The 20187-nt window shown below is 69.1% G+C and carries 17 protein-coding genes and 1 pseudogene; 14 read left to right on the forward strand and 4 right to left on the reverse strand.

The window, feature by feature from the left end:
- Positions 1-222: 222 nt before the first annotated feature.
- The 7 genes and pseudogenes from QE363_RS15410 to QE363_RS15440 all read left to right on the forward strand — a co-directional run bounded on the left by QE363_RS15410 (position 223) and on the right by QE363_RS15440 (position 5779).
- The gene (locus tag QE363_RS15410; protein WP_387428730.1) at positions 223-471 is read left to right on the forward strand and encodes an acyl carrier protein; all 249 of its coding nucleotides are present in this window, start codon (positions 223-225) and stop codon (positions 469-471) included.
- On the forward strand, positions 468-1163 hold the full coding sequence (locus QE363_RS15415; RefSeq protein ID WP_309696648.1) for a hypothetical protein: 696 nt from the start codon (positions 468-470) through the stop codon (positions 1161-1163). The genes QE363_RS15410 and QE363_RS15415 overlap by 4 nt, the downstream gene beginning before the upstream one ends.
- Positions 1151-1978 carry a serine aminopeptidase domain-containing protein gene (locus tag QE363_RS15420; protein WP_309696650.1) on the forward strand — a complete coding sequence of 276 codons (828 nt, stop codon included), beginning with the start codon at positions 1151-1153 and terminating at the stop codon, positions 1976-1978. The genes QE363_RS15415 and QE363_RS15420 overlap by 13 nt, the downstream gene beginning before the upstream one ends.
- 75 nt (positions 1979-2053) lie before the next feature.
- Positions 2054-2911 (forward strand): SDR family oxidoreductase, encoded by an 858-nt coding sequence (locus tag QE363_RS15425; RefSeq protein ID WP_309696652.1) that lies wholly within the window; start codon positions 2054-2056, stop codon positions 2909-2911.
- 25 nt (positions 2912-2936) lie between these two features.
- Complete coding sequence (locus tag QE363_RS15430) at positions 2937-3458, forward strand: ferritin-like domain-containing protein (protein ID WP_307100051.1); 522 nt, start codon at positions 2937-2939, stop codon at positions 3456-3458.
- Between the two features lie 32 nt (positions 3459-3490).
- Positions 3491-4120, forward strand: a pseudogene (locus tag QE363_RS15435) (manganese catalase family protein); the annotation flags it as partial.
- 396 nt (positions 4121-4516) lie between these two features.
- Entirely contained in the window at positions 4517-5779 is a 1263-nt protein-coding gene (locus tag QE363_RS15440) for a M20/M25/M40 family metallo-hydrolase (RefSeq protein WP_309698223.1), read from the forward strand.
- Positions 5780-5894: 115 nt separating this feature from the next.
- Here QE363_RS15440 and QE363_RS15445 read toward each other — a convergent pair whose 3' ends face one another.
- Together QE363_RS15445 and QE363_RS15450 are read right to left on the reverse strand one after the other, a co-directional pair.
- A complete protein-coding gene (locus tag QE363_RS15445; protein ID WP_309696655.1) occupies positions 5895-6887 on the reverse strand; it encodes an RcnB family protein in 993 nt (330 codons plus the stop codon).
- 126 nt (positions 6888-7013) lie between these two features.
- Positions 7014-7508 (reverse strand): GAF domain-containing protein, encoded by a 495-nt coding sequence (locus QE363_RS15450; RefSeq protein WP_309696658.1) that lies wholly within the window; start codon positions 7506-7508, stop codon positions 7014-7016.
- A gap of 104 nt (positions 7509-7612) precedes the next feature.
- On the opposite strand from QE363_RS15450, the gene QE363_RS15455 reads away from it, so the two are divergent.
- The 3 genes from QE363_RS15455 to QE363_RS15465 are packed head-to-tail and all read left to right on the forward strand — an operon-like array spanning position 7613 to position 10085.
- Positions 7613-8512, forward strand: a complete 900-nt coding sequence (locus QE363_RS15455; RefSeq protein WP_309696660.1) for a 2-dehydro-3-deoxygalactonokinase — start codon at positions 7613-7615, stop codon at positions 8510-8512.
- Complete coding sequence (locus QE363_RS15460; RefSeq protein ID WP_309696662.1) at positions 8509-9138, forward strand: 2-dehydro-3-deoxy-6-phosphogalactonate aldolase; 630 nt, start codon at positions 8509-8511, stop codon at positions 9136-9138. Before QE363_RS15455 ends, QE363_RS15460 begins: the two co-directional genes overlap by 4 nt.
- Positions 9139-9143: 5 nt before the next feature.
- The gene (locus tag QE363_RS15465) at positions 9144-10085 is read left to right on the forward strand and encodes a Gfo/Idh/MocA family oxidoreductase (protein WP_309696664.1); all 942 of its coding nucleotides are present in this window, start codon (positions 9144-9146) and stop codon (positions 10083-10085) included.
- A 125-nt stretch (positions 10086-10210) separates the two neighbouring features.
- Here QE363_RS15465 and QE363_RS15470 read toward each other — a convergent pair whose 3' ends face one another.
- Positions 10211-13267 (reverse strand): TonB-dependent receptor domain-containing protein, encoded by a 3057-nt coding sequence (locus tag QE363_RS15470; RefSeq protein ID WP_309696666.1) that lies wholly within the window; start codon positions 13265-13267, stop codon positions 10211-10213.
- Positions 13268-13626: 359 nt separating this feature from the next.
- Here QE363_RS15470 and QE363_RS15475 point away from each other — a divergent pair, with 359 nt between their 5' ends.
- Positions 13627-14658 (forward strand): N(4)-(beta-N-acetylglucosaminyl)-L-asparaginase, encoded by a 1032-nt coding sequence (locus QE363_RS15475; RefSeq protein WP_309696668.1) that lies wholly within the window; start codon positions 13627-13629, stop codon positions 14656-14658.
- Between the two features lie 132 nt (positions 14659-14790).
- Here QE363_RS15475 and mprF read toward each other — a convergent pair whose 3' ends face one another.
- The gene (gene mprF / locus QE363_RS15480; RefSeq protein WP_309696670.1) at positions 14791-17352 is read right to left on the reverse strand and encodes a bifunctional lysylphosphatidylglycerol flippase/synthetase MprF; all 2562 of its coding nucleotides are present in this window, start codon (positions 17350-17352) and stop codon (positions 14791-14793) included.
- A gap of 388 nt (positions 17353-17740) precedes the next feature.
- Here mprF and QE363_RS15485 point away from each other — a divergent pair, with 388 nt between their 5' ends.
- From QE363_RS15485 to QE363_RS15495, 3 genes are all read left to right on the forward strand, one after another.
- The gene (locus QE363_RS15485) at positions 17741-18169 is read left to right on the forward strand and encodes a hypothetical protein (protein ID WP_309696672.1); all 429 of its coding nucleotides are present in this window, start codon (positions 17741-17743) and stop codon (positions 18167-18169) included.
- Positions 18138-18827, forward strand: a complete 690-nt coding sequence (locus QE363_RS15490; RefSeq protein WP_309696674.1) for a response regulator transcription factor — start codon at positions 18138-18140, stop codon at positions 18825-18827. Before QE363_RS15485 ends, QE363_RS15490 begins: the two co-directional genes overlap by 32 nt.
- 77 nt (positions 18828-18904) lie before the next feature.
- Positions 18905-20179 (forward strand): HAMP domain-containing sensor histidine kinase, encoded by a 1275-nt coding sequence (locus tag QE363_RS15495; protein WP_309696676.1) that lies wholly within the window; start codon positions 18905-18907, stop codon positions 20177-20179.
- Positions 20180-20187 lie beyond the last annotated feature (8 nt).

Genomic DNA, 20187 nt, shown 5'->3' on the forward strand with positions numbered 1-20187 from the left:
TCCCGCCTGCGGGAGGGGGCTTTTGACGCGAGCGCTTCCACCCTTTCCTCTCCCCTCCCGCAGGCGGGAGGGGTTGGGGGAGGGCCTGGGACTCCCGCCCCCGCCCAAAGCCCCGAAGCCCCCAAAACCCAAAGCCGTTGCCCAACGCGCCCGCCCGGACTAACGCTGGGGGCGATACCAACAACAGGGCGACAGGGATTGGGACTCCAGGCGAACGGGGATGTGGACGCGACGGTGCGCGGCGTGCTGGCCGATGTGCTGGGGCTGTCGCATGAGCGCGTGGCCGGTTTCACCGCCGAGACGCCGCTGTTCGGCGCGCTGCCCGAGCTGGACTCGATGGCGGTGGCGGGCGTGCTGACCGAGTTGGAGGATCGCCTGGGCATCCTGATCGAGGATGACGAGGTCGACGGCGAAATGCTGGAGACCTTCGGCCAGCTGGTCGCCTTCGCCAGCGCCAAGGCGCCCGCTTGATCGACTATTATGACTGGCCCGGCGGGCGCGAGGCGATGTTGCGCTTCGGCCCCGCGCAAGGGCCGGTCGTGCTGGTCGCGCTCCCCTTCTGGGAGGAAGCGAACCGGACGCGGGCGCTGGCGGTGGCGATGCTGCGGCGGCTGGCCGATCACGGCATCGGCGGCGCGTTGCCCGACTGGCCGGGGACCGGGGAGAGCCTGATCGACACCGAACAGGCCAGCATCATGCAATGGCGCGATGCGCATCAGGCCGCCGCCGAGGCGCTGGGCAACCGGCGCTGTTACGGCGTATCGATCCGGGCGGGGACGCTGATCGACGGCTTTGCCCTGTTGTCGGGGCGCTGGCACCTGGCGCCGATGACCGGCGAGGCGGTGCTGCGCGACGTGATCCGCCTGCGCGCCGCGGCGGGGCTGCGCGGCGACGAGCATGGCCTGTTCGGCGCGGAATCGCCGGTGCGGATCGCGGGCAACCGGGTCTCGCCGCACTTCCTGGCCGGACTGGCGGGGGCTGAGCCCTATGACCAGCCCGGCGTGCCGCGCCGCGTCGTGCGCCTCGGCCATGACCGCGCCCCCGCCGACCGCACCATCGATGCGGTGCCCCCCTGGCGCCGCGCCGAGCCGCAGGAAGACCCCGAACTCGCCGCGACGCTGGCCGAGGATATCGCGCACTGGATCGCCTCATGCGAAGGCTGATCTCCTTCCCCTGCGACGGTGCGATGCTGGTCGGCACGCTGGACGAGGGCGCCCTCGACACCGGCCTGCTGATCGTGTCGGGCGGCAACGAGCCGCGCATGGGCGCGCATCGCGGCCAGGCGATGCTGGCGGCGCGCATCGCGGCCAAGGGCTATCCGGTGTTCCGCTTCGACCGGCGCGGGGTCGGCGACAGCGAGGGCGTCAATCGCGGCTGGGAGTCGAGCGGCCCCGACATCGCCGCCGCCGTCCACGCCTTTGCCGAGGCGAGCGGGTGCGCGCGGATCATCGGCTTCGGCAATTGCGACGCCGCCGCCGCGCTCGCGCTCCACGGGCGCGAAGCCGGGCTCGACGCGGTGCTGCTGTCCAACCCCTGGCTGTCGGACGAACCCGACGCGCTGCCCCCCGCCGCCGCGATCCGCCGCCATTATGCCCGCAAGCTGATGGACCCGCGCGAATGGCTGCGCGCGGCGCGAGGGGCGGTGGATTTCGACCGGCTGCGCCAGGGGCTGAGCAAGATCGCCGCGCCGCCCGCCCCGCTCGACGCGACCGCCGCGCCGCTGCTCGACGCGATCGGTCACTGGGGGGACAGCGCCGCGATCATCCTGGCGCGCGGCGATGCGACCGGGGTGGCGTTCCGCGCGGCGGCGCGCGGCCATGGCTTTCCGATGACCAGCATCGCGACGGACTCGCACAGCTATGCCGACGCGCTGGACGCACTGGAGCGCGAGATCCTGGCCCGGCTGGCCGAGGCGGCGGCATCGGACGGACCGAGCGCTTTGCACGACGGTATAACGGAACTCAAAAATACCGATTAACACGTTTTAGGATAATGGTTTTTTCCGGAACGCCTCTCCGCTCCGTCTATTGGATCGGGCAAGGAGAGACGGTCCATGAACGAACGCCCCACCCCACCCCAACCCGAACAGCAGCAGGACATGCCCGGCGAGACGGAGGCGATGACCCCCCGTCCCGATCATGGCGAACACAGCTATGTCGGCCATGGCAAGCTGACCGACAAGAAGGCGATCATCACCGGCGCGGACAGCGGTATCGGCCGCGCGGTCGCCATCGCCTTTGCCCGCGAGGGCGCCGATGTGGTGATCTCCTATCTGTCGGAGGATGAGGACGCCGCCGAGACCCAGCGGCTGGTCGAACAGGCGGGCCGCAAGGCGCTGCTGATCCCCGGCGACGTCAGCGATCCGGCGCATTGCCGCACCATCGTCGAGCGCGCGGTCCAGACCTTCGGCCGCGTCGACATCCTGGTCAACAACGCCGCGCACCAGGCCAGCTTCCAGGCGGTCGAGGACATCAGCGACCAGGAATGGGAGGTGACCTTCGCCACCAACATCCATGCGATGTTCTATCTGGTGAAGGCCGCCCTGCCGCACATGGGCGAGGGCGCGTCGATCATCAACACGACCTCGATCAACGCGGACAAGCCCAACCAGCAACTGCTCGCCTATGCAACGACCAAGGGCGCGATCCACAATTTCACCGCCGGGCTCGCCCAGATGCTCGCCGAGCGCAACATCCGCGTGAATGCGGTCGCGCCGGGGCCGGTCTGGACCCCGCTGATCCCCTCCACCATGCCGCCCGAGGCGGTGAAGAGCTTCGGCCAGCAGACCCCGATGGGCCGCGCGGCACAGCCCGCCGAACTGGCCCCGCCCTATGTCCTGCTGGCGAGCGGCGAGGCCAGCTACATCAGCGGCGCGACCATCCCCGTCACCGGCGGCACCCCCTTCCTCTGATCCCGAAACGAAGGAGCGATGATCCATGGCTACCCTCCCCAATGACGTGGTCGCGGCGGTCTTCGTCGCCGGACTGAAGAACGCCCATGCCGTCGAGCATCAGGCGCTGGCGCTGATCGACCGGCAACTCGACCATCTGTCCAACTATCCCGACGTCGCCGACCGGCTGCGGATGCACCGGGGCGAAACCGAGCAGCAGATCGTCCGGCTGGAAGACATACTCGACGGGTTCAACGAGAGCCGCTCGGTGCTGAAGGACGCCGCGCTGTCCTTCTCGGGCAACATGGCGGCGCTGGGCCATACCTTCGCGCCCGACGAAATCCTGAAGAACAGCTTCGCCAATTTCGCCTTCGAGAATTTCGAGGCGGCCAGCTACAAATCGCTGCTGACCATCGCCGATGTCGGCGGCTTCGGCAGCGCCGCGCCGCTGCTCACCCAGTCGCTGAACGAGGAACTCGCGATGGCGGCATGGGTCGACGACAACAATGCCGCGCTGACCCGCCGCTATCTCGAACGCCGCGCCGCGGGCGACACCGCCAGCCACTGATCCGACACCCCCCGAACCAAGCGAGGCCGACCATGTATTATCACGACAAGCGCCTGCAATATCCCGTCCGGGTCGACAGTCCCGATCCCCTTTTCGCCCGGATGCTGCAACAGGCGATCGGCGGCGTGGAGGGCGAGATCCGCGTCTGCATGCAATATTTCTTCCAGGCCTGGGGCAATCGCGCGCCCAGCCCGAAATATCGCGACATGCTGCTGAATACGGCGACCGAGGAGATCGGTCATATCGAGATGCTGGCGACCGCGGTCGCGCTCAATCTCGACAAGGCGCCCGCCTCGCTTCAGGAGGAAGGTGCTGCGGACAGCATCGTCGGCGCGGTGATGGGCGGCGAGAATCCCCGTCACGCGATCGAGGGCACACTCCACAAGCATATCCTGTCGACCGGCCTGGCGGCGCATCCGTCGGATTCGGACGGGGTGCCGTTCGACATGAGCCATATCTATGCCAGCGGGAACATCGCCGCCGACATGTATTGCAATGTCGCGGCGGAAAGCACCGGCCGGGTGCTGGCGACCCGCCTCTATCACGCCGCGCACGACCAGGGGATGAAGGACATGCTCCATTTCCTGATCGCCCGAGACACCATGCACCAGGAACAATGGCTGGCGGTGATCGAGGAACTGGGCGGCAAGGATGCGCTCCCCATCCCCAATTCCTTCCCGCAGGCGAAGGAAAATCAGGAGCATAATTACGACTTCTTTCGTCACCTCGGTCGACGGCACCTATCCCGAAGGGCGCTGGACGCAGGGGCCGAGCCTGGACGGGCGCGCCGAATTCTCGGTCTTCCGCAACGAACCCATGGGCGAGGAGCCGGTCCTCGGCCCCGCCCGGCCGGACAGTTGCGCCCAGGCCGAGCAGATGGCGGAAAAGCCGGTCGCGTAGGACCGCCTGCCCTCCTTCCCGCTTCGGGCAGGAGGGGCCGACGCCCAAGCCGCCCCGGTCCACCCCGACCGGGGCGGTGTCGCATCGGGCATCCGGGCGGCTATCCCTCGGGAAATCCACCACTTGCCTCGCATTCGCCTCTCCGCCAGTCTGGCCCGATGATCCTTCCGCTTCTGCTCGCCGCCGCCGCGTCCTCCGCGGCCACCCCCTCGCCCGCCCGGTTGAAGGCCGATGTCGAAACGCTGGTCGGCTTCGGCACGCGCCACACCCTGTCGACCACCACCGACCCCAAGCGCGGGATCGGCGCCGCGCGCGACTGGGCCGCGCGACAGTTCGAGGCGATCGGGCAAGGCTGTGACGGCTGCATCACCGTCGAACGGATCAATCGCCGCTTCACCGGCCCGCGCGCGCCGAACGGCGTGATGGTCGAGGATGTGCTGGGCATCCAGCGCGGGCGCGACCCGAACCGCGTGGTCATCGTCGGCGCGCATATCGACAGCCGCGTCACCGACGTCATGGATGCGACTTCCGACGCGCCGGGGGCCAATGACGACGCCTCGGGCGTGGCGCTGGTGCTGGAGGCGGCGCGCATCCTGTCGAAGCAGCGTTATGACGCGACCATCGTCTATGCGGTCTTTTCGGGCGAGGAACAGGGGCTGTGGGGCGCCACCCTGCTCGCCGACACCGCCAAGCAGCGGAACTGGCGCGTCTCGGCGATGCTGAACAACGACATCGTCGGCAACACAATCGGCCAGGGCGGCGTGCGCGAGGCGCGCTGGGTCCGCGTCTTCTCCGAGGGGATTCGCGCGTCCGAAGACCTGCCCCAGCAGATCCAGCGGCGCGGCAATGGCGGCGAGGATGACGGCCCCAGCCGCGCGCTCGCCAAGGCGATCGATGGCGTGGCGGACAAGCTCGGCGGACTCGACGTCTTCCTCGACCGGCGGCCCGACCGGTTCGGGCGCGGCGGCGACCATGAGCCGTTCCTGAAGCTCGGCTATCCCGCCGTCCGCTTCTCGGTCGCCAACGAGGATTGGGACGCGCAGCACCAGGATCTGCGCAAGGAAGGCAATGTCGCGTTCGGCGACACCATCGACAAGATGGATTTTCCCTATCTGGCCAAGGTGACGGCGATCAACATCGCCACGCTGGCCCGGCTGGCCGCCGCGCCGCCCGCGCCCGACAAGGTGACGATCAGCGGGGCGCTGTCGCGCGATACGCAGGTGGAATGGGCCCCGGTGCCGGGCGCGGTCCGCTATCGCGTCCACTGGCGGCGCAACGACACGAGCCAGTGGAGCCAGTCGCGCGACGTGACCGAGACGAAGACCGTGCTGAGCCAGACCCCGGTCGACGATCACTTCGTCGGCGTGTCGGCGGTGGCGGCGGACGGATCGGAAAGCCTGGTCACCTTCGGCGGGCGCTGACGCCGCCGCATCCCCGTCCATCAGTTGGGATGCCGCCCCGTGGGAGTAGACGGAGCGGCATCCCGATTATCGACCCGGCGTCTCTCGGGTCGAAAATCCCCCCTGGGGGAAGGCTTCAGCGACGGACCAGCTTGCTCCGTATCCGCGCCCGGCGCGGGGCCTGGCGCACGACTTCGGTCGTGGTGGTCGTCGTTGTCGTGGTAACAGGTGCCCCCTGTACCACAATCGTTGTCACTGTGGGAGCGGGATAATAATAGCCGCTATCATAATAACCTGGCTGGCCTTCGGCGAGCGTGCCGACGGTCGTCGTGGTGGTCACGGTGGTCCCGTCCCGCGTCACGATGCGCCGCCCCAGGGCCGGCGGCGGAGGCGGCGGGGGCGGATAGTCACCCGGATAGCCATAATCCGGCGCGCCGTAATCGTCATGGCCCGGCGGCATCCGACGCCGCCGATCCTCGGCCCGGTCGATGGCATAGCCCGCCACCGCGCCGACGCCCGCGCCGATCAGCGTCCCGCCCAGCCGGTCGCCGCGCCCCGCCACCAGATTGCCCGCGACGCCCCCGGCGACCGCGCCGATGGCCGCGCCGCCCAGCCCGTCGTCACGCCGGACCGGCGGCGGCGGCGGATAGCCACCGGCATGACCCGCCTGCCCCGCTCCGTCCCAATCGACGTCATGGACGCTGTCATAGACCGCCCCGCGCGGATCGATCAGGACCGCGTCGTCATAATAGCGCGTCCAGCGATAACCGACCGGCGGCTGCGGCAGGCGATAGACCGCCCAGTCGGACACGCCGAAACGCGGGCTGTTCCAATAGCCCGGCACGACCATCCCGCGCACCGGCCGACGATAGGCGGGCCAGCCGCCCGGCGCATTGGCCCCGCCCCACCAGCGTCCGCCGACCTTGCTGCCCCAGCGATCCGGGCGGACCGGCGGCACGCCGACCGTGCTGGTCGAGACGATCGGAGCCGCCACCGGCCCGGACGCGGCGTCTAGGCCGGGGCGCGGATAGCTGGCCCCGGCCCGACCGGGCCCCTGCCCTTGCGCTGTGACCGGCGCGCCGAGCGCCAGGGTCAGCGTAAGGGCGATCAGAGGCGAGGTGGTGCGCATGGCGTAAAATTCCCCTGTATCAATGCGAAGGACGTCCCCTAAACGCCTTTGCTAAAACACGCTTTGATACCAGCGCGCCATCATCGCCGATAGCGCTGCCCCGCGTCCCGAATCGGATCAGCCGGATCAGTCGGCCGCCGCCGCCAGTCGCGGCGCGAGCAGCGTCACCAGCGCCTCGCACCCCGCCTGATCCTCGGCATCGAAACGGCTGGGCTCGGGGCTGTCGAGATCGAGCACGCCGATCACCCGTCCGTCATGCAGGACCGGGACGACCAGTTCCGACCGGCTGGCCGCATCGCAGGCGATATGGCCCGGAAAGGCATGGACATCGTCCACCCGCTGAGTCTCGCGGGTCGCGACCGCGGCACCGCACACGCCCTTGCCCACCGGGATGCGGATGCACGCCGCCTTGCCCTGAAACGGGCCGAGCACCAGTTCGCCCCCCACCATGCGGTAGAAACCGGCCCAGTTGAGATCGGGCAGATATTGCCAGATCAGCGCCGAGGCGTTGGCCATGTTGGCGACCGCATCCGCCTCTCCGGCGGTCAGCGCGTCGAGCGCGGCATGGAGGTCGCGGTAAAGCTCCGCCTTGGATCCGGCGGCGATATCGAATTGGTACATATCCCGAATGTAGGCGGGTGCGGGCGCGACGTCATCCCCCGCCGACCAGCTTGCGCCGGGCATTTTATTGTCCTACAAATCGCGCGACAAGATAAGGAGAGGCCGTGCCCACCGAGCCATCAGACGTGACGCCCGCCTATATCGCGATCGACTGGGGCACCACCAACCGCCGCCTCTATATCCTGGCCGATGACGGCACGATGCTGGACACGGTACGCGACGATCGCGGCGTGTTGTCGATGCAGCCGGATTCCTATCCCGATGAGATCGCCGCGATCCGGACGCGGTTCGGCAAGCTGCCGATCGTCGCGGCGGGGATGGTCGGGTCGACGCGCGGCTGGCGCGAGGCGGCCTATGTCCCCGCCCCGGCGGATCTGGCGATGCTGGCCGGTGCGGCGACCCGCATCGCCGATCAGGACGTCACCATCGTCCCCGGCATCTCGCTGCTGACCGCGACCCGCGCCGATGTGATGCGCGGCGAGGAGGTGCAGGTGCTGGGCGCGATCGCCGCCGGGCTCGCCCCCGCCGATGCGCTGTTCGCGCAGCCGGGGACGCACAACAAATGGGTGCATACCCGGGACGGCCGGATCACCGACTTCGCCACCACCATGACCGGCGAGCTGTTCGCGCTGGTCAAGGGGCATGGCATATTGGCAGGGATGCTCGATGGGCCCGTGGCGGACGGCCCCGCCTTTCGCGACGGCCTGGCGCGTGGCTTCGGCGCGTGCGACCTGACGGCGGCGCTGTTCGGGGTGCGCGCCTCGGTGCTGCTCGGCCGGATCGCGCCCGAGGACGCGGCGGCCTATGCCAGCGGACTGCTGATCGGCAGCGACATCGGCGCGGTGCCGGACATGGCGGGGCGCACCGTCCACCTTCTGTCCAGCGGCCTGCTCGCCGACCTCTACACCATCGGGATCGCGGCGCGGGGCGGCACCGTCGTCGCGCTCGACAGCCATGCCGGTTTCCTCGCCGGACTTCACGCCATTCGGGAGCATTTGTCATGACCGACCCCGCCGCACGGTTCGCCGCCGCCTTTGCCGCCTGCCCGCTCGTCGCGATCCTGCGCGGCCTGACCCCGGACGAGGCGATCCCCGTCGCCGACGCGCTGGTGGAGGCGGGCTTCACGCTGATCGAGGTGCCGCTGAACTCGCCCCAGCCCTATGACAGCATCGCCGCCATCGCGGCGCATGTCGGGGACAAGGCGATCGTGGGCGCGGGCACGGTGCTGACCACCGAGCAGGTCGACCGGGTGAAGGCGGCGGGCGGCACGCTGATCGTCTCGCCCAACACCGACACCCAGGTCATCGCGCACAGCGTGGCGGAAGGGTTGATCTCGCTGCCCGGCTATTTCACCCCGTCCGAGGCCTTTGCCGCCCTGAAGGCGGGCGCCCACGGGCTGAAGCTGTTCCCCGCCGAGGGCGCTTCGCCGACCTTCCTGAAGGCGCAACGCGCCGTCCTGCCGCGCGAGGTCGCGGTGCTGGCGGTCGGCGGAATCACGCCCGACAACATGGCCGAGTGGCGCGCGCATGGCGCGGACGGCTTCGGCCTGGGCTCCAACCTCTATCGCGCGGGCAAGCCGGCGGCGGATGTCGCCGTGTCGGCGCGCGCTTATGTCGAAAAGGCACGCTGATACCGATGACCGACACGATCCGCCTCGCGCTGGTCGGCATGGGCAAGATCGCCCATGACCAGCATGTCCCCGCCATTGCGGGCAATCCGGCCTTCGAACTGGTCGCCACCGTCAGCCGCTCGCCCAACGGGGTCGACGGCGTGCCGCATTTCCACGACATCGCAGAACTCGCGCAAAGCGACGTGACGGTCGATGCGGTGGCGCTGTGCACCCCGCCGCAGGTCCGCCACGCCATCGCCGCCGCCGCGCTGGAGAACAACTGGCACGTCTTCCTCGAAAAGCCGCCGGGCGCGACGCTGGCCGAGGTGGCGGTGCTGGAGGAACTGGCGGCCAAGGCGGGCGTGACGCTGTTCGCCAGCTGGCATTCCCGCTATGCGCTGGGGGTCGAGCCCGCGCGCGAATGGCTGTCCGCCCGCAAGGTCACGTCGGCGGCGATCACCTGGCGCGAGGATGTGCGGCAATGGCATCCGGGCCAGGCCTGGATCTGGGAAGCGGGCGGCTTCGGCGTGTTCGATCCGGGTATCAACGCGCTGTCGATCGCGACGCACATCATGCCCCAGCCCTTCTTCATCGAGCGCGCGACGCTGGACTTCCCCGCCAATCGCGACGCGCCGATCGCAGCCGACGTGGCGTTCCGCACGACCGACGGCACGCCGGTCACGCTCGACCTGGACTGGCGGCAGGAGGGGCATCAAAGCTGGGACATCGTCGTCGAGACGACCGACGGCACGCTCAGGCTGGCCGAGGGCGGCGCGGTGCTGACCCTGCCCGACGGCTCGACCCCGCACCGCGAAGAGGGGCTGCACGGCGAATATCCGGGGCTCTATGCCCGCTTCGGCGAATTGGTGAAGGGCGGCCGCTCGGACGTCGACATCGCCCCGCTGCGCCACGTCGCCGACGCCTTCATGCGCGGCAAGCGGCGCGAGGTTGAGGATTTCGTGGAGTAAACCGAACCTCGGCTCAGCCTGAGCCGAGGGACGGGATAAAGGAAAGGCCGATCGTCCGCAGGGACGACCGGCCTTTTCCGTTCGGGGATCGGCGGAGCGCCGGGGCACTCCGCCGGGGGCGTGGATCAGAAGTTGATCGTCGTCCCGATCGCGATGTTGCGGCCCAGCGTGTCGTAACGCTGCGGGATGGTGTTGGTCCGCGCTAGGCTGATATTGTACGAATCCGGCACGATCGGCGCGGACTTGTCGAACAGGTTGTTCGCGATCAGGCGCAGCGAGAACTGCTTGGCGATCGCGAAGTTGAGTGCCAGGTCGAAATAATTCTGCGGCGCGACGCGGTAATAGTTGGTCAGCGCCCGATCCGGCGTGCCGCCGATCGCGGAGTCGCCCGAATTGTTGGCGTTGGTCAGCGAGCCGACATAGCGCCAGTTGAGCGATGCGCTGAACTTCTTGTCGACCGTGGTGTAGGTCGTGCGCAGGCCATGGCTCCACTTCGGGATCAGCTGGCCGCAGCCATTGCCATAATAGCCCGCACAGTTGCGCTCGGGCTGAAGCGGCGAATCCTGGCCACCCGCGGCGGTGGTCAGCGAGCCGTTGAAGCCGAAGTCCAGACGGCCGATCGACTCCAGCGTCAGCGCATATTGCGCCTGGAAGTCCCAGCCCTGCGCGATCGAGGTGTAATAGTTGGTCGTGCCCTGGCGGATATAGCCGCCGTTGAACAGCTGGCCGGTGGTCGCGTTGCGGACGATGCCCTGGCAGAAGAACTGGTCGCCGCCCGAACGCAGACAGCCATCGGTGTAATAGCTGTAGTCGTTATAGCCGAGCGAGTTGTCGATCTTGATGCGATAGCGATCGACCGAGAAGACCAGCCCCTTGATGAAGCGCGGCTTCACGACCAGGCCATAGGTCTGGGTATAGGCGGTTTCCGGATCGGCGGTGAAGCCGCCCGAACGCACCGCGCAGGCGCTGCTGCCGTTGGGCGTGGTGCCGTTGCTGCACAACAGGTCGCGGCTGCCGTACAGCGCGTCCGACAGGCCGGTGGCGCGGCAGACCTCACGCGATGCGATCGGCGCGCCATAGGTGACGCCATTGGCGCCGGTGGTCACGGTCGGGGCGCAGAAGTCGGTGAAGGTGCCCGATCCGCCGCCCACGAACTCGACATTGCTCGCCTGGCGGATCTCGACCACGGTCGGCGCGCGCTGCGCCTTGTTGAACGAGGCGCGGAAGGTCAGGTCGCTGACCGGGGCATAGACGCCCTCGATCTTCCAGGTGTTGAACGCCTTGGGATTGCTGCTGTACTTCGAGACGCGATAGCCACCATTGACCTGCACCAGCTCGGCAAAGGGCTTGTGCTCGATCAGCGGGGCCTGGACCTCGATATTGGCCTCGACCACATCCTGGCTGAGGTTCGTGTCGGTGCCGCCCAGCGCGGCGCGATAGGCACTGTCGGCGCGCGACGTCAGCGTGTCCTTGCGATATTCGGTGCCCAGCGCGATCGCCAGACCCTGTTCGGCGAAGGGCGAGGTAATGCCGTACTTGCCGAGGTCGCCGGTGACATTGGCCTGGACGTCGTACAGCGTGCCGGTGGTTTCCGACGTGCCGGTGCCGAACAGATAGTTGATCAGCGCCGGGTTGTTGTTGCCCGCGCTGAAGATGTCGAAGGGCACGCAGCCCGCCGCGCCGCTGGCGCAGACCGGGTTGGCCGCCGTGCCGCCGACATTCACCGCATTCTGCAGCGTGCCGGGAACGCGGAAGCTGGGCGTATAATCCTGATGGTTGCGGGCATAGACGCCGCCGACATCATAGGTCCAGGCGTCGCCCACCTTGCCGCGGACGCCGCCGGTCAGGCGGACGCCGGTGTTGATGAAGGTGTCGGGCCGGTCGTTATTCTCGCCCAGGCGATAGGCGAGCGTGACGGGCACGCTGGTCACGCCGGTGGCGCATCCGATCGCGGTCGCCTGCGTCCCCGACAGATAGGGGTTGTTGCAGTTGACGTTGACGGTGCCGCTCGCGATCGTCGGATAGTTGGTGTACGACTTGTCGCGGAACCAGATGCCCGAGGCATAGAGCTCGGCTTCCGGCGCCAGGTCCAGCGTGGCGAAACCGCCCGCATTCACCCGCTCCGAGGGGCGCTGATAGGCATAGCCGCTGAAATAGTTGGACGCATTGCCCTGCCCCGCGCCGAACGGCACGAAGGTGCGCGTTCCGTCCGGATTGTTGACATATTGCGCGCCCGCATTCGGGCCCGACTGGGGCGTGATGAGGCCGCTGGTCGAGCTGCTGGGCGTCAGGCCGCAGGACAGCGGGCCGTTGAGCTGCAACTGGGTAAGATAGCAGCCCGCGTTCGAGCGCGAGGTCAGCGCGATCTCGTTAGTCTGGCGATAGTTGACGAAGCCGCTGACGTGCAGCTTGTCGTCGAACAGCTTGGTGCCCGCCGTCAGCGTCAGGTCGGCGCGGCCGCCGTCATTGGTCAGGCCCCGCGCGCTGCCGAAACCGGCGGCGCGCGCCAGCGGCGACACGATCGTGTCCTTGTTGTAATGGTTGAAGAAGTTGTAGTTCGCGTCGAGCTGAACGCCCTCGAAATCCTTGCGCAGGACGAAGTTGACGACGCCCGCGACCGCGTCCGAGCCATAGACCGACGAGGCGCCGCCGGTCAGCACGTCGACGCGCTGCAACAGCGAGGTCGGGATGATGCCGACGTCCTGGCCGTTCTGGGTGCCCAGCCGCTTGCCGTCGATCAGGACCAGCGTGCGCTCGAAGCCCAGGGTGCGCAGCTTGATGCGCTGGCGACCGTCGGAGTCGTTATAGGTCTGCTGGCTGTCGGGCGCGACCTGCGGCAGACGGTTGAGCACGTCCTCGACATTGACCGCGGCCTGGGCCTGGATGTCCTGGCGCGTGACCGAGGTGATCGGCGCGGCGGAGGCGAGGTTGGGACGGGTGATGCGCGTGCCGGTCACGACGACGTCGCCGCCGCCCGGGCTGGCCTGCGGGGTGCCGGTGATCGCGGCCGAGCGGGTGGCGGCGGCATTCGCGCTCAGATCGCCCGGATTCTGGTCGGCGCCGGTCTGCGGCGCATCCGCCTGGGCACCGGTGGTTCCGGTCTGCTGCGCGATGGCGGGCGCGGCGAGCATCATCGACGCGGCCGAGAGGGCCAACCATGATGCGGACTGCTGGATTCTCATACGTCTCCCCTAAGGCCCAAGGCTGATTTTGTCGGGCGCGGGAGAAAGACAAACATTTTGAGGAATTTGGTCAATACCTAAACCATACCTTTATGCCCCCAAGGATGGCATTGGCCTGGAACTGTAACCGGAAAGACACAATTATTAACGATTTGAAACCTTTGCATGACAGCGCCGCCATATTCCCCGGCGGCCCCGGACGGCCGCACGCCGCCGACTCGCCTAGCGGGTGATCGCGACGGTCACGCCGGGGCGGGCAATTGGTGTTATATCGGTTTGCAGGCTTGCGGCTCCGCGCGGGGCCGCGCACAATCGGGCGACGAAACGCCCGGCGATCGCGGGCGGGGGGAGCAAGCGTGATGAAAGAAGGTCGACGGGGTTTTCTGGGTGGGATCGCCACGCTGGCGGGGATCGGTACGGGGCTGGCCGCCGCGCCCGCCCGCGCCTTTGCGCAGGCCGCCGGGCCGCGCTCGACGATCGTGTCGACCTGGGATTTCGGCGCACCGGCCAATGACGCGGCCTTTGCCGCCGGGCGGGCGGGCGGATCGCTGATCGACATGGTCGAGGCGGGGGTGAAGGTGCCCGAGGCCGATCCGAACAACCATTCGGTAGGCTATGGCGGCTATCCGGACCGCGACGGCCATGTCACGCTCGATGCCGTCATCATGGACGATGCGGGCGGCGTCGGCGCGGTCGCCGCGCTGGAGGACACGGTCCACGCCATCTCGGTCGCGCGCGCGGTGATGGAGCATACGCCGCACACCTTCCTGGTCGGCGAAGGCGCGACCCGCTTCGCGCGCGATCGGGGCTTCCCGCGTACCAACCTGCTGACGCCCGAGGCGGAGAAGGCGTGGCGCGAATGGCTGAAGACGCAAAACTACAAGCCCGTCGCCAATAGCGAGACCGGCACTTACGGCGCGGGCCGCCCCGGCACGCCGGGCGGCGCGCTGGACCATGACACGATCGGGATGCTGGCGCGCGATGCGAGCGGGCGGATGGCGGGCGCCTGCACGACCTCTGGCATGGCGTTCAAGATGCGCGGGCGCGTGGGCGACTCGCCGCAGGTCGGCTCGGGCCTCTATGTCGAGCGCGGCGTGGGCGGCGCGACCTCCACGGGGCTGGGCGAGGAAGTCACCCGCACCGTCGGCACCGCGCGCGTTGTCGCCTCGATGCGCCATGGGCTGAGCCCGCAGGCGGCCTGCGAGGAAGCCGCCCGGCATATCGCCGCCCTGCGCGGCGATGCGATCAAGGGGGTGCAGGTCGGCTTCCTGGCGATGGACACGGCGGGACGGATCGGCGCCTTCTGCCTGTTGCCGGGCTTCACCTATGCGGTGACGGACGCCGCCGGGCGGACGCGGGTGGAAAAGGCCCCGTCGCTGTTCAAGGCATAACCTTCCTCCCCGGCACGGGGAGGTGGCAGGCCGAAGGCCTGACGGAGGGGGGCTTCTACGCAGGACGTCCTTTGCGGAAAGCCCCCTCCACCACCGCTTCGCGGCGGTCCCCCTCCCCGTGCCGGGGAGGATCTATTCCCCCTCGCCCCCATCGGCGATCAGCGCGTTCAGGTCGCGCAGCGCCTTGACCAGCCCCAGCCCGCGCGGCCCCGCGATATAGCGTGGCGCCCATTCGGGCTGGAACTTCTCCTTATAGGCGCGAAGGCCGCGAAAGCCGTAGAAACGCTCGCCATGCCGGAACACCAGCGAGGCCAGCTTGGCCCAGGTCGGGGCCATACGCCGCCCGCCGACCCCGGATAGCGGCGCCAGGCCCAGCGCGAACCCGCCATAGCCCTGCGCCTGCCCCCACAGCATCAGCTCGACGAACAGATAGTCCATCACCCCACCCGGCGCGTCCTCGACATGGCGCATCAGGTCGACCGACAGCTCGCGGCGATCCCCCGCTTTCCACAAATTGGCGAAGGCGACGATCCGCCCCTCCACCCGCACCAGCGCACAATCGGTCATCGCCAGATAGGCGGGGTCGAAGCGGCCCAGGCTGAACCCCTTCTCGCCATGCCCCTTGGCCATCAGCCAGTCGTCGGACACCGCGCGCAATTCGGGCAGGATCGCCGGCACCTCGGCGGCGGGCAGGATCGTGAAGCTGGCATTCTCGCGCGTGCGGAAACGGTTGAGCGTCTGGCGAAGACCGCGCATCCGCCCGCCCTCCAGCGCGAAACGCCCCAGGTCGATCAGCGCCTCCTCGCCATATTTGATGATCTGGAGCCCCATCTCGATCGCGATCTCCAGCGCGTCGGGGGTGATCTGATACAGCATCAACCGGCCTTGCGCGGCGTCGGCCATGGTGCGCAGCTGCCACAGCAAATCGGCCCAGGCGGCGCGCGGCCCGACCGGATCACCCATCGCGATCCAGCTGGTCCCGCGCACCTGATACATCACGAAGGCGTCGTCCTCGGGCGAGAACAGGAAGCGCTTGTCGCCGAGCAGCGCCAGCGCGGCATCGGTCCGCTCGGCCTGTCCGACGATGGAAAGCACCCGGTCCATCGCGGGGTGGTCGGTCTCCCCCGGCGGCGCGGCGAGGAACAGCCGCCACAGCCCCGCCCCCGCCAGCATCACCGCGACGCCCAGCGCCGCGCGCAGGAAACGCGAGGCGTCGTCGGACAGCGCGAACCGCCACCACAGCGATTCCTGATAATCGACATGCTTATAGGCGAAGAAGCCGATCCACCCCGTCCCGACGATCACCACCGCGACGCTGAACAGCCAGGCGGGCGACAGCGGCCGCGCGACCAGCGAGGTGCGCCGGTAAAAGGCCCGGCGGCTCATCTGGAGCAGCAGCGCGATGGAGAGGCAGACCGCCGCCTCCTCGTAATCGATGCCCTTGGCCAGCGAGAAGACCGCGCCCGCGACCAGCAGCGCACGCGCCGCCAGGCTCGCCCCGTCCAGCCGCCGGTACAGCCCCGGCGCCAGCAGCAGCAGCCCGGTGCCGACCAGGCTGGCGGCGAAATGCGACGCCTCGATAAAGGGCAGCGGCAGGATATGGACGAGGTGATGGACGCGCTGCGGAATGGCGGGCAGCGACCCCGACAGCAGCAGGATCGCCCCGCCCCCGAAACAGGCCGCGCTGAGCAGCGTCGGGGCCACGCCCAGCAGGACGCGGCGAATATCCCGCAACGCCTTGATCGGCCGCCGCCGCGCCTCGTCCCAGGCGAGCAGCGCGATGCCCAGGCCCAGCGGCAGCAGGTAGTAGAGGACGCGGTAGGCGATCAGCGCGGCGAACAGCTCGGTCCGGTCGACCGGCACCGTCGCCAGCACCACCGCCTCAAACACGCCGATCCCGCCGGGCACATGACTGACCAGCGCGACGATGATCGCCAGCGCATAGGCGAGCACGAAGGCGGGCAGCAGCTCGGGCGAGGCGCCCGGCAACAGGACGAACAGCGCCGCGCTGGCGCAAAGCAGGTCGAGCGAGGCGATGCCGATCTGCGCCAATGCCTGCCCCGTCGTGGGCAGCGGCACGCTCCAGGCGCGCCAGCCGACCCGCTTGCCCGGCCGCAGCGCGCAGAGCAGGATCAGCGCCAGCGCCCCCGCCACCACCGCCGCACCGACCCAGCGGACCGCGCTCTGCCCCAGCACCAGCGCGTCGAGCGTGACCGGCCCCTCATGGAACACCAGCCCCAGCCCGGTGACGCTGAACACCCCGAACCAGAAGGTCGCGCTGGCGATCGCGATGACGCGGGCGATGTCGGGACCGTCCAGCCCGGCGGCGGCATAGACGCGGTAGCGCGCCGACCCGCCGGTCAGCAGCGCCAGCCCCAGATTGTGGCTGAGCGTATAGCTGGTGAAGGACGCCATCGCCGCCGTCCGCCAGCGCAGCGGCCGCCCGATCACGCGCAGCGCGATCACGTCGTAGAAGGTCAAGGCAATATAGCTGGCGACGGTCAGCGCCGCCGACAGCATGATCTGGTGCGGGTCGATCGCGTAGAAAGCCGCGCGGACATCGGCCAGCCGGATCTGGCGGGTCAGATGATGCAGCGCCGACAGCCCCAGCGCGACGAGCAGCACCACGGCCGCGACCGCGAGATAGCCGCGCCGTGCCTTGGCATAGCCAAGCGCCCGGTCGAGCCATCCCATGTCCCCCGCCCCTTCCGTCATGCGCCGCCCCCCGGCGAACGCGACACGACGAGACGGCATAGATCGCCGCCCGCCGCCTTATGGCCCGTCATGGCCGCAAACCTTTCATCCTCTACGCACACCCACCCATCGCCCGCCCACACCCCTGCACGACGCAGCGACCCGCCATGGCCATAGGACCGTCCCTGCCCCTGTCACCTTTCGGCCACCTGACAAGTGTGTCATGTGGATACAAGCGATTTGATGACAGAAGCGTCACGTCTCGCCCACCCTCCCCTCAGGTCGCGATCGATAGAAGGACAGGTGTGAAACGCCTCGCCCGCCCTGCCTCCGCCCATGCCGCCTCGCCTGCGGCCATGGATCGGCGCGTCCCGGCCGGACGGGCGTCGTGAAGGGGTTGCGGATCGTCGGCTGGGGCGCGGCGGCCGTCGCGCTGCTGGGCGCGGGGGCGGTGGCGCTGCTCGTCGGGCACTTGCCGCTTCGCGCGGGCATGCGGACGGGCACGACGCTTTATGGCGCGACCTTCGTGCCGATGGGCGACGACCGGCCGGGCCTGGTCGTCACCAGCCTGCGCAGCGACCTGGACGGTGATCCCGGCACGATCGACAATCTGCCGCTGCACGTCGGCGATACGGTGGTGGCGGTCGACGGTCGCCCCGCCACCTCCTTCTCGCTGCTGCGCGACGAGGCGCTTCGCAATCCCGAAGCCCCGCTCCGGCTGCGTATCATGCGCGACCATGGCCTCCACACGATCACGCTGCTAAGGACCGGATCGGGAGGACTGCGTGGCCAACAGGATTTTGTTGATCGAAGATGATCGCTCGACGGCGGATTATATCGCCAACGGGTTGCGTGAAGAGGGATTCCTGGTCGACCATGCGGCCAATGGGCGCGACGGCCTGTTCCATGCGACCGACGGCACCTATGACTGCGTCGTGCTGGACCGGATGCTGCCCGGCATGGACGGCATGGCGGTGCTGGCCGCGATCCGCGCCGCCGGGATCGAATCGCCGGTCCTGATCCTGTCCGCCATGTCCTCGCCCGAGGACCGGGTCGCCGGGCTGACCTCGGGCTCGGACGATTATCTGACCAAGCCCTTCGTCTTCGCCGAGCTGCTGGCGCGCATCCGGCTGCTGATCCGGCGCGGCGGCACGACCGGCAACGCGCCGCAGACCAAGCTGGTGTGCGACGACCTGGAGATGGACCTGCTCGCCCACCGGGTCCGGCGCGCGGGCAAGCCGATCGAGCTTCAGCCGCGCGAATATCGGCTGCTCGAATATCTGCTCCATCATGTCGACCAGGTCGTGACCCGCACCATGTTGCTGGAAGGGGTGTGGGATTTCCATTTCGACCCCAACACCAACGTCACCGACGTGCATATCAGCCGGTTGCGCAAGAAGATCGACGAGGGCTTTGCCCGGCCGCTGCTCCACACGGTGCGCGGGTCCGGCTATAAGCTGGGGGTCGAGAAATAGCCTCGGGCGTCTTCCGTTCGACCACGCTGCGCTTCGCGCTGCTGGTCTTTGCGCTCCAGCTGGTCGGCGCGGGCGCGATGGTGGCGACCGTCCGCCACCTGACCCGCGGCGAGATCGCCGACCAGGCCGAGGACGCCGCCAGCGACCTGAGCGACGAACTGGCGGGCATGTGGCGCAGCGGCGGGCAGGCGGCGGTGCGCGCGGCGGTCGCGCGGCGGCTGACCACCGACCGGGTGCCGCTGTCGGTCATCCTGCTGACCGATGCGCGCGGCCGCTTCGTCACCGGCAATATCGCCGAATGGCCGCCCAACGTCCCCACCCCCGGCGCCGCGACGATCGAGATCTTCCGCATCGGCCATTCGCAGCCCGAGCGAATGCGCGTGCTCGCCACCCGCCTACCCGATGGATCGCGGATGCTGGCGGGGCATGTCGTCGAAAGCGAGCTGCGTGTCGCCCGCGCGATGGAGGAGGCGATGGCGGTCGGCATGGCGGCGGCGATCGTGCTGGCCGCGCTCGCCGCCTGGATCGCGGCACGGATGATCGAGCGGCGGCTGGAGGATACGGTGGCGACCGCCCATGCGGTGGCGGCGGGCGAGCTGTCGCGGCGGGTCGTCACCAAGGGCGGCGACGACGCCTTCGACGCGCTGGCGGGGGCGGTCAATGCGATGCTCGACCGGATCGCGCTGCTGATGACCGAACTCAAGATCGCGACCGACGGACTGGCGCACGACCTGCGCTCGCCGCTGACCCGGTTGCGCGCCACGCTGGAACGCGCGCTGGCCGAGACCCAGGACGAAAGCGCCAGGGTGTCGGTCGGCCGCGCGCTGGAGGAAGGCGACCGGCTGCTCGCGATGCTCGACACCGCGCTGCGCATCAGCCGGGCCGAGGCGGGGCTGGGCCGCGACGCCTTTGTCGAGGCCGATCTCGCCGCCATGGCGCGCGACGTGGCCGACATGTTCGAGCCGCTGGCCGAGGATCGCGGCATGACGATCCGGGCCGAGGCGCCCGACCGGCTGGTGGCGCTGGTCCACCGCGAACTGCTGGGCCAGGCGCTGGCCAATCTGGTCGACAATGCGCTGAAATACGGGTCGGGCGCGGTGACGGTGCGGGTCGAGCCGGGCCCGGTCCTGATCGTCGCCGATGACGGCCCCGGTATCCCGCCCGAGCGGCGTGACGAGGCGCTGAAACGCTTCGGACGGCTGGACGCGGCGCGCAGCGAGAGCGGCGCGGGGCTGGGCCTGTCACTCGCCAGCGCGGTGGCGCATCTGCATGGCGGCACGCTGGCGCTGGAGGATCATGCGCCGGGGTTGCGGGTCCGGATGACGCTCGCGCCCGACGCCCGTTCCGCCTGAACGACCAC

Source organism: Sphingomonas sp. SORGH_AS_0870, from assembly GCF_031453175.1.
In the GTDB taxonomy this organism is placed as follows: domain Bacteria; phylum Pseudomonadota; class Alphaproteobacteria; order Sphingomonadales; family Sphingomonadaceae; genus Sphingomonas.

Excerpts from the sequence above, each read along its gene's own strand:
- QE363_RS15420 (WP_309696650.1), top strand. The coding sequence starts at position 1,151 with ATGCGAAGGCTGATCTCCTTCCCCTGCGACGGTGCGATGCTGGTCGGC.
- QE363_RS15425 (WP_309696652.1), top strand. The coding sequence starts at position 2,054 with ATGAACGAACGCCCCACCCCACCCCAACCCGAACAGCAGCAGGACATG.
- QE363_RS15430 (WP_307100051.1), top strand. The coding sequence starts at position 2,937 with ATGGCTACCCTCCCCAATGACGTGGTCGCGGCGGTCTTCGTCGCCGGA.
- QE363_RS15440 (WP_309698223.1), top strand. The coding sequence starts at position 4,517 with ATGATCCTTCCGCTTCTGCTCGCCGCCGCCGCGTCCTCCGCGGCCACC.
- QE363_RS15445 (WP_309696655.1), bottom strand. The coding sequence starts at position 6,887 with ATGCGCACCACCTCGCCTCTGATCGCCCTTACGCTGACCCTGGCGCTC.
- QE363_RS15450 (WP_309696658.1), bottom strand. The coding sequence starts at position 7,508 with ATGTACCAATTCGATATCGCCGCCGGATCCAAGGCGGAGCTTTACCGC.
- QE363_RS15460 (WP_309696662.1), top strand. The coding sequence starts at position 8,509 with ATGACCGACCCCGCCGCACGGTTCGCCGCCGCCTTTGCCGCCTGCCCG.
- QE363_RS15465 (WP_309696664.1), top strand. The coding sequence starts at position 9,144 with ATGACCGACACGATCCGCCTCGCGCTGGTCGGCATGGGCAAGATCGCC.
- QE363_RS15470 (WP_309696666.1), bottom strand. The coding sequence starts at position 13,267 with ATGAGAATCCAGCAGTCCGCATCATGGTTGGCCCTCTCGGCCGCGTCG.
- QE363_RS15475 (WP_309696668.1), top strand. The coding sequence starts at position 13,627 with ATGAAAGAAGGTCGACGGGGTTTTCTGGGTGGGATCGCCACGCTGGCG.
- mprF (WP_309696670.1), bottom strand. The coding sequence starts at position 17,352 with ATGGGATGGCTCGACCGGGCGCTTGGCTATGCCAAGGCACGGCGCGGC.
- QE363_RS15495 (WP_309696676.1), top strand. The coding sequence starts at position 18,905 with ATGGTGGCGACCGTCCGCCACCTGACCCGCGGCGAGATCGCCGACCAG.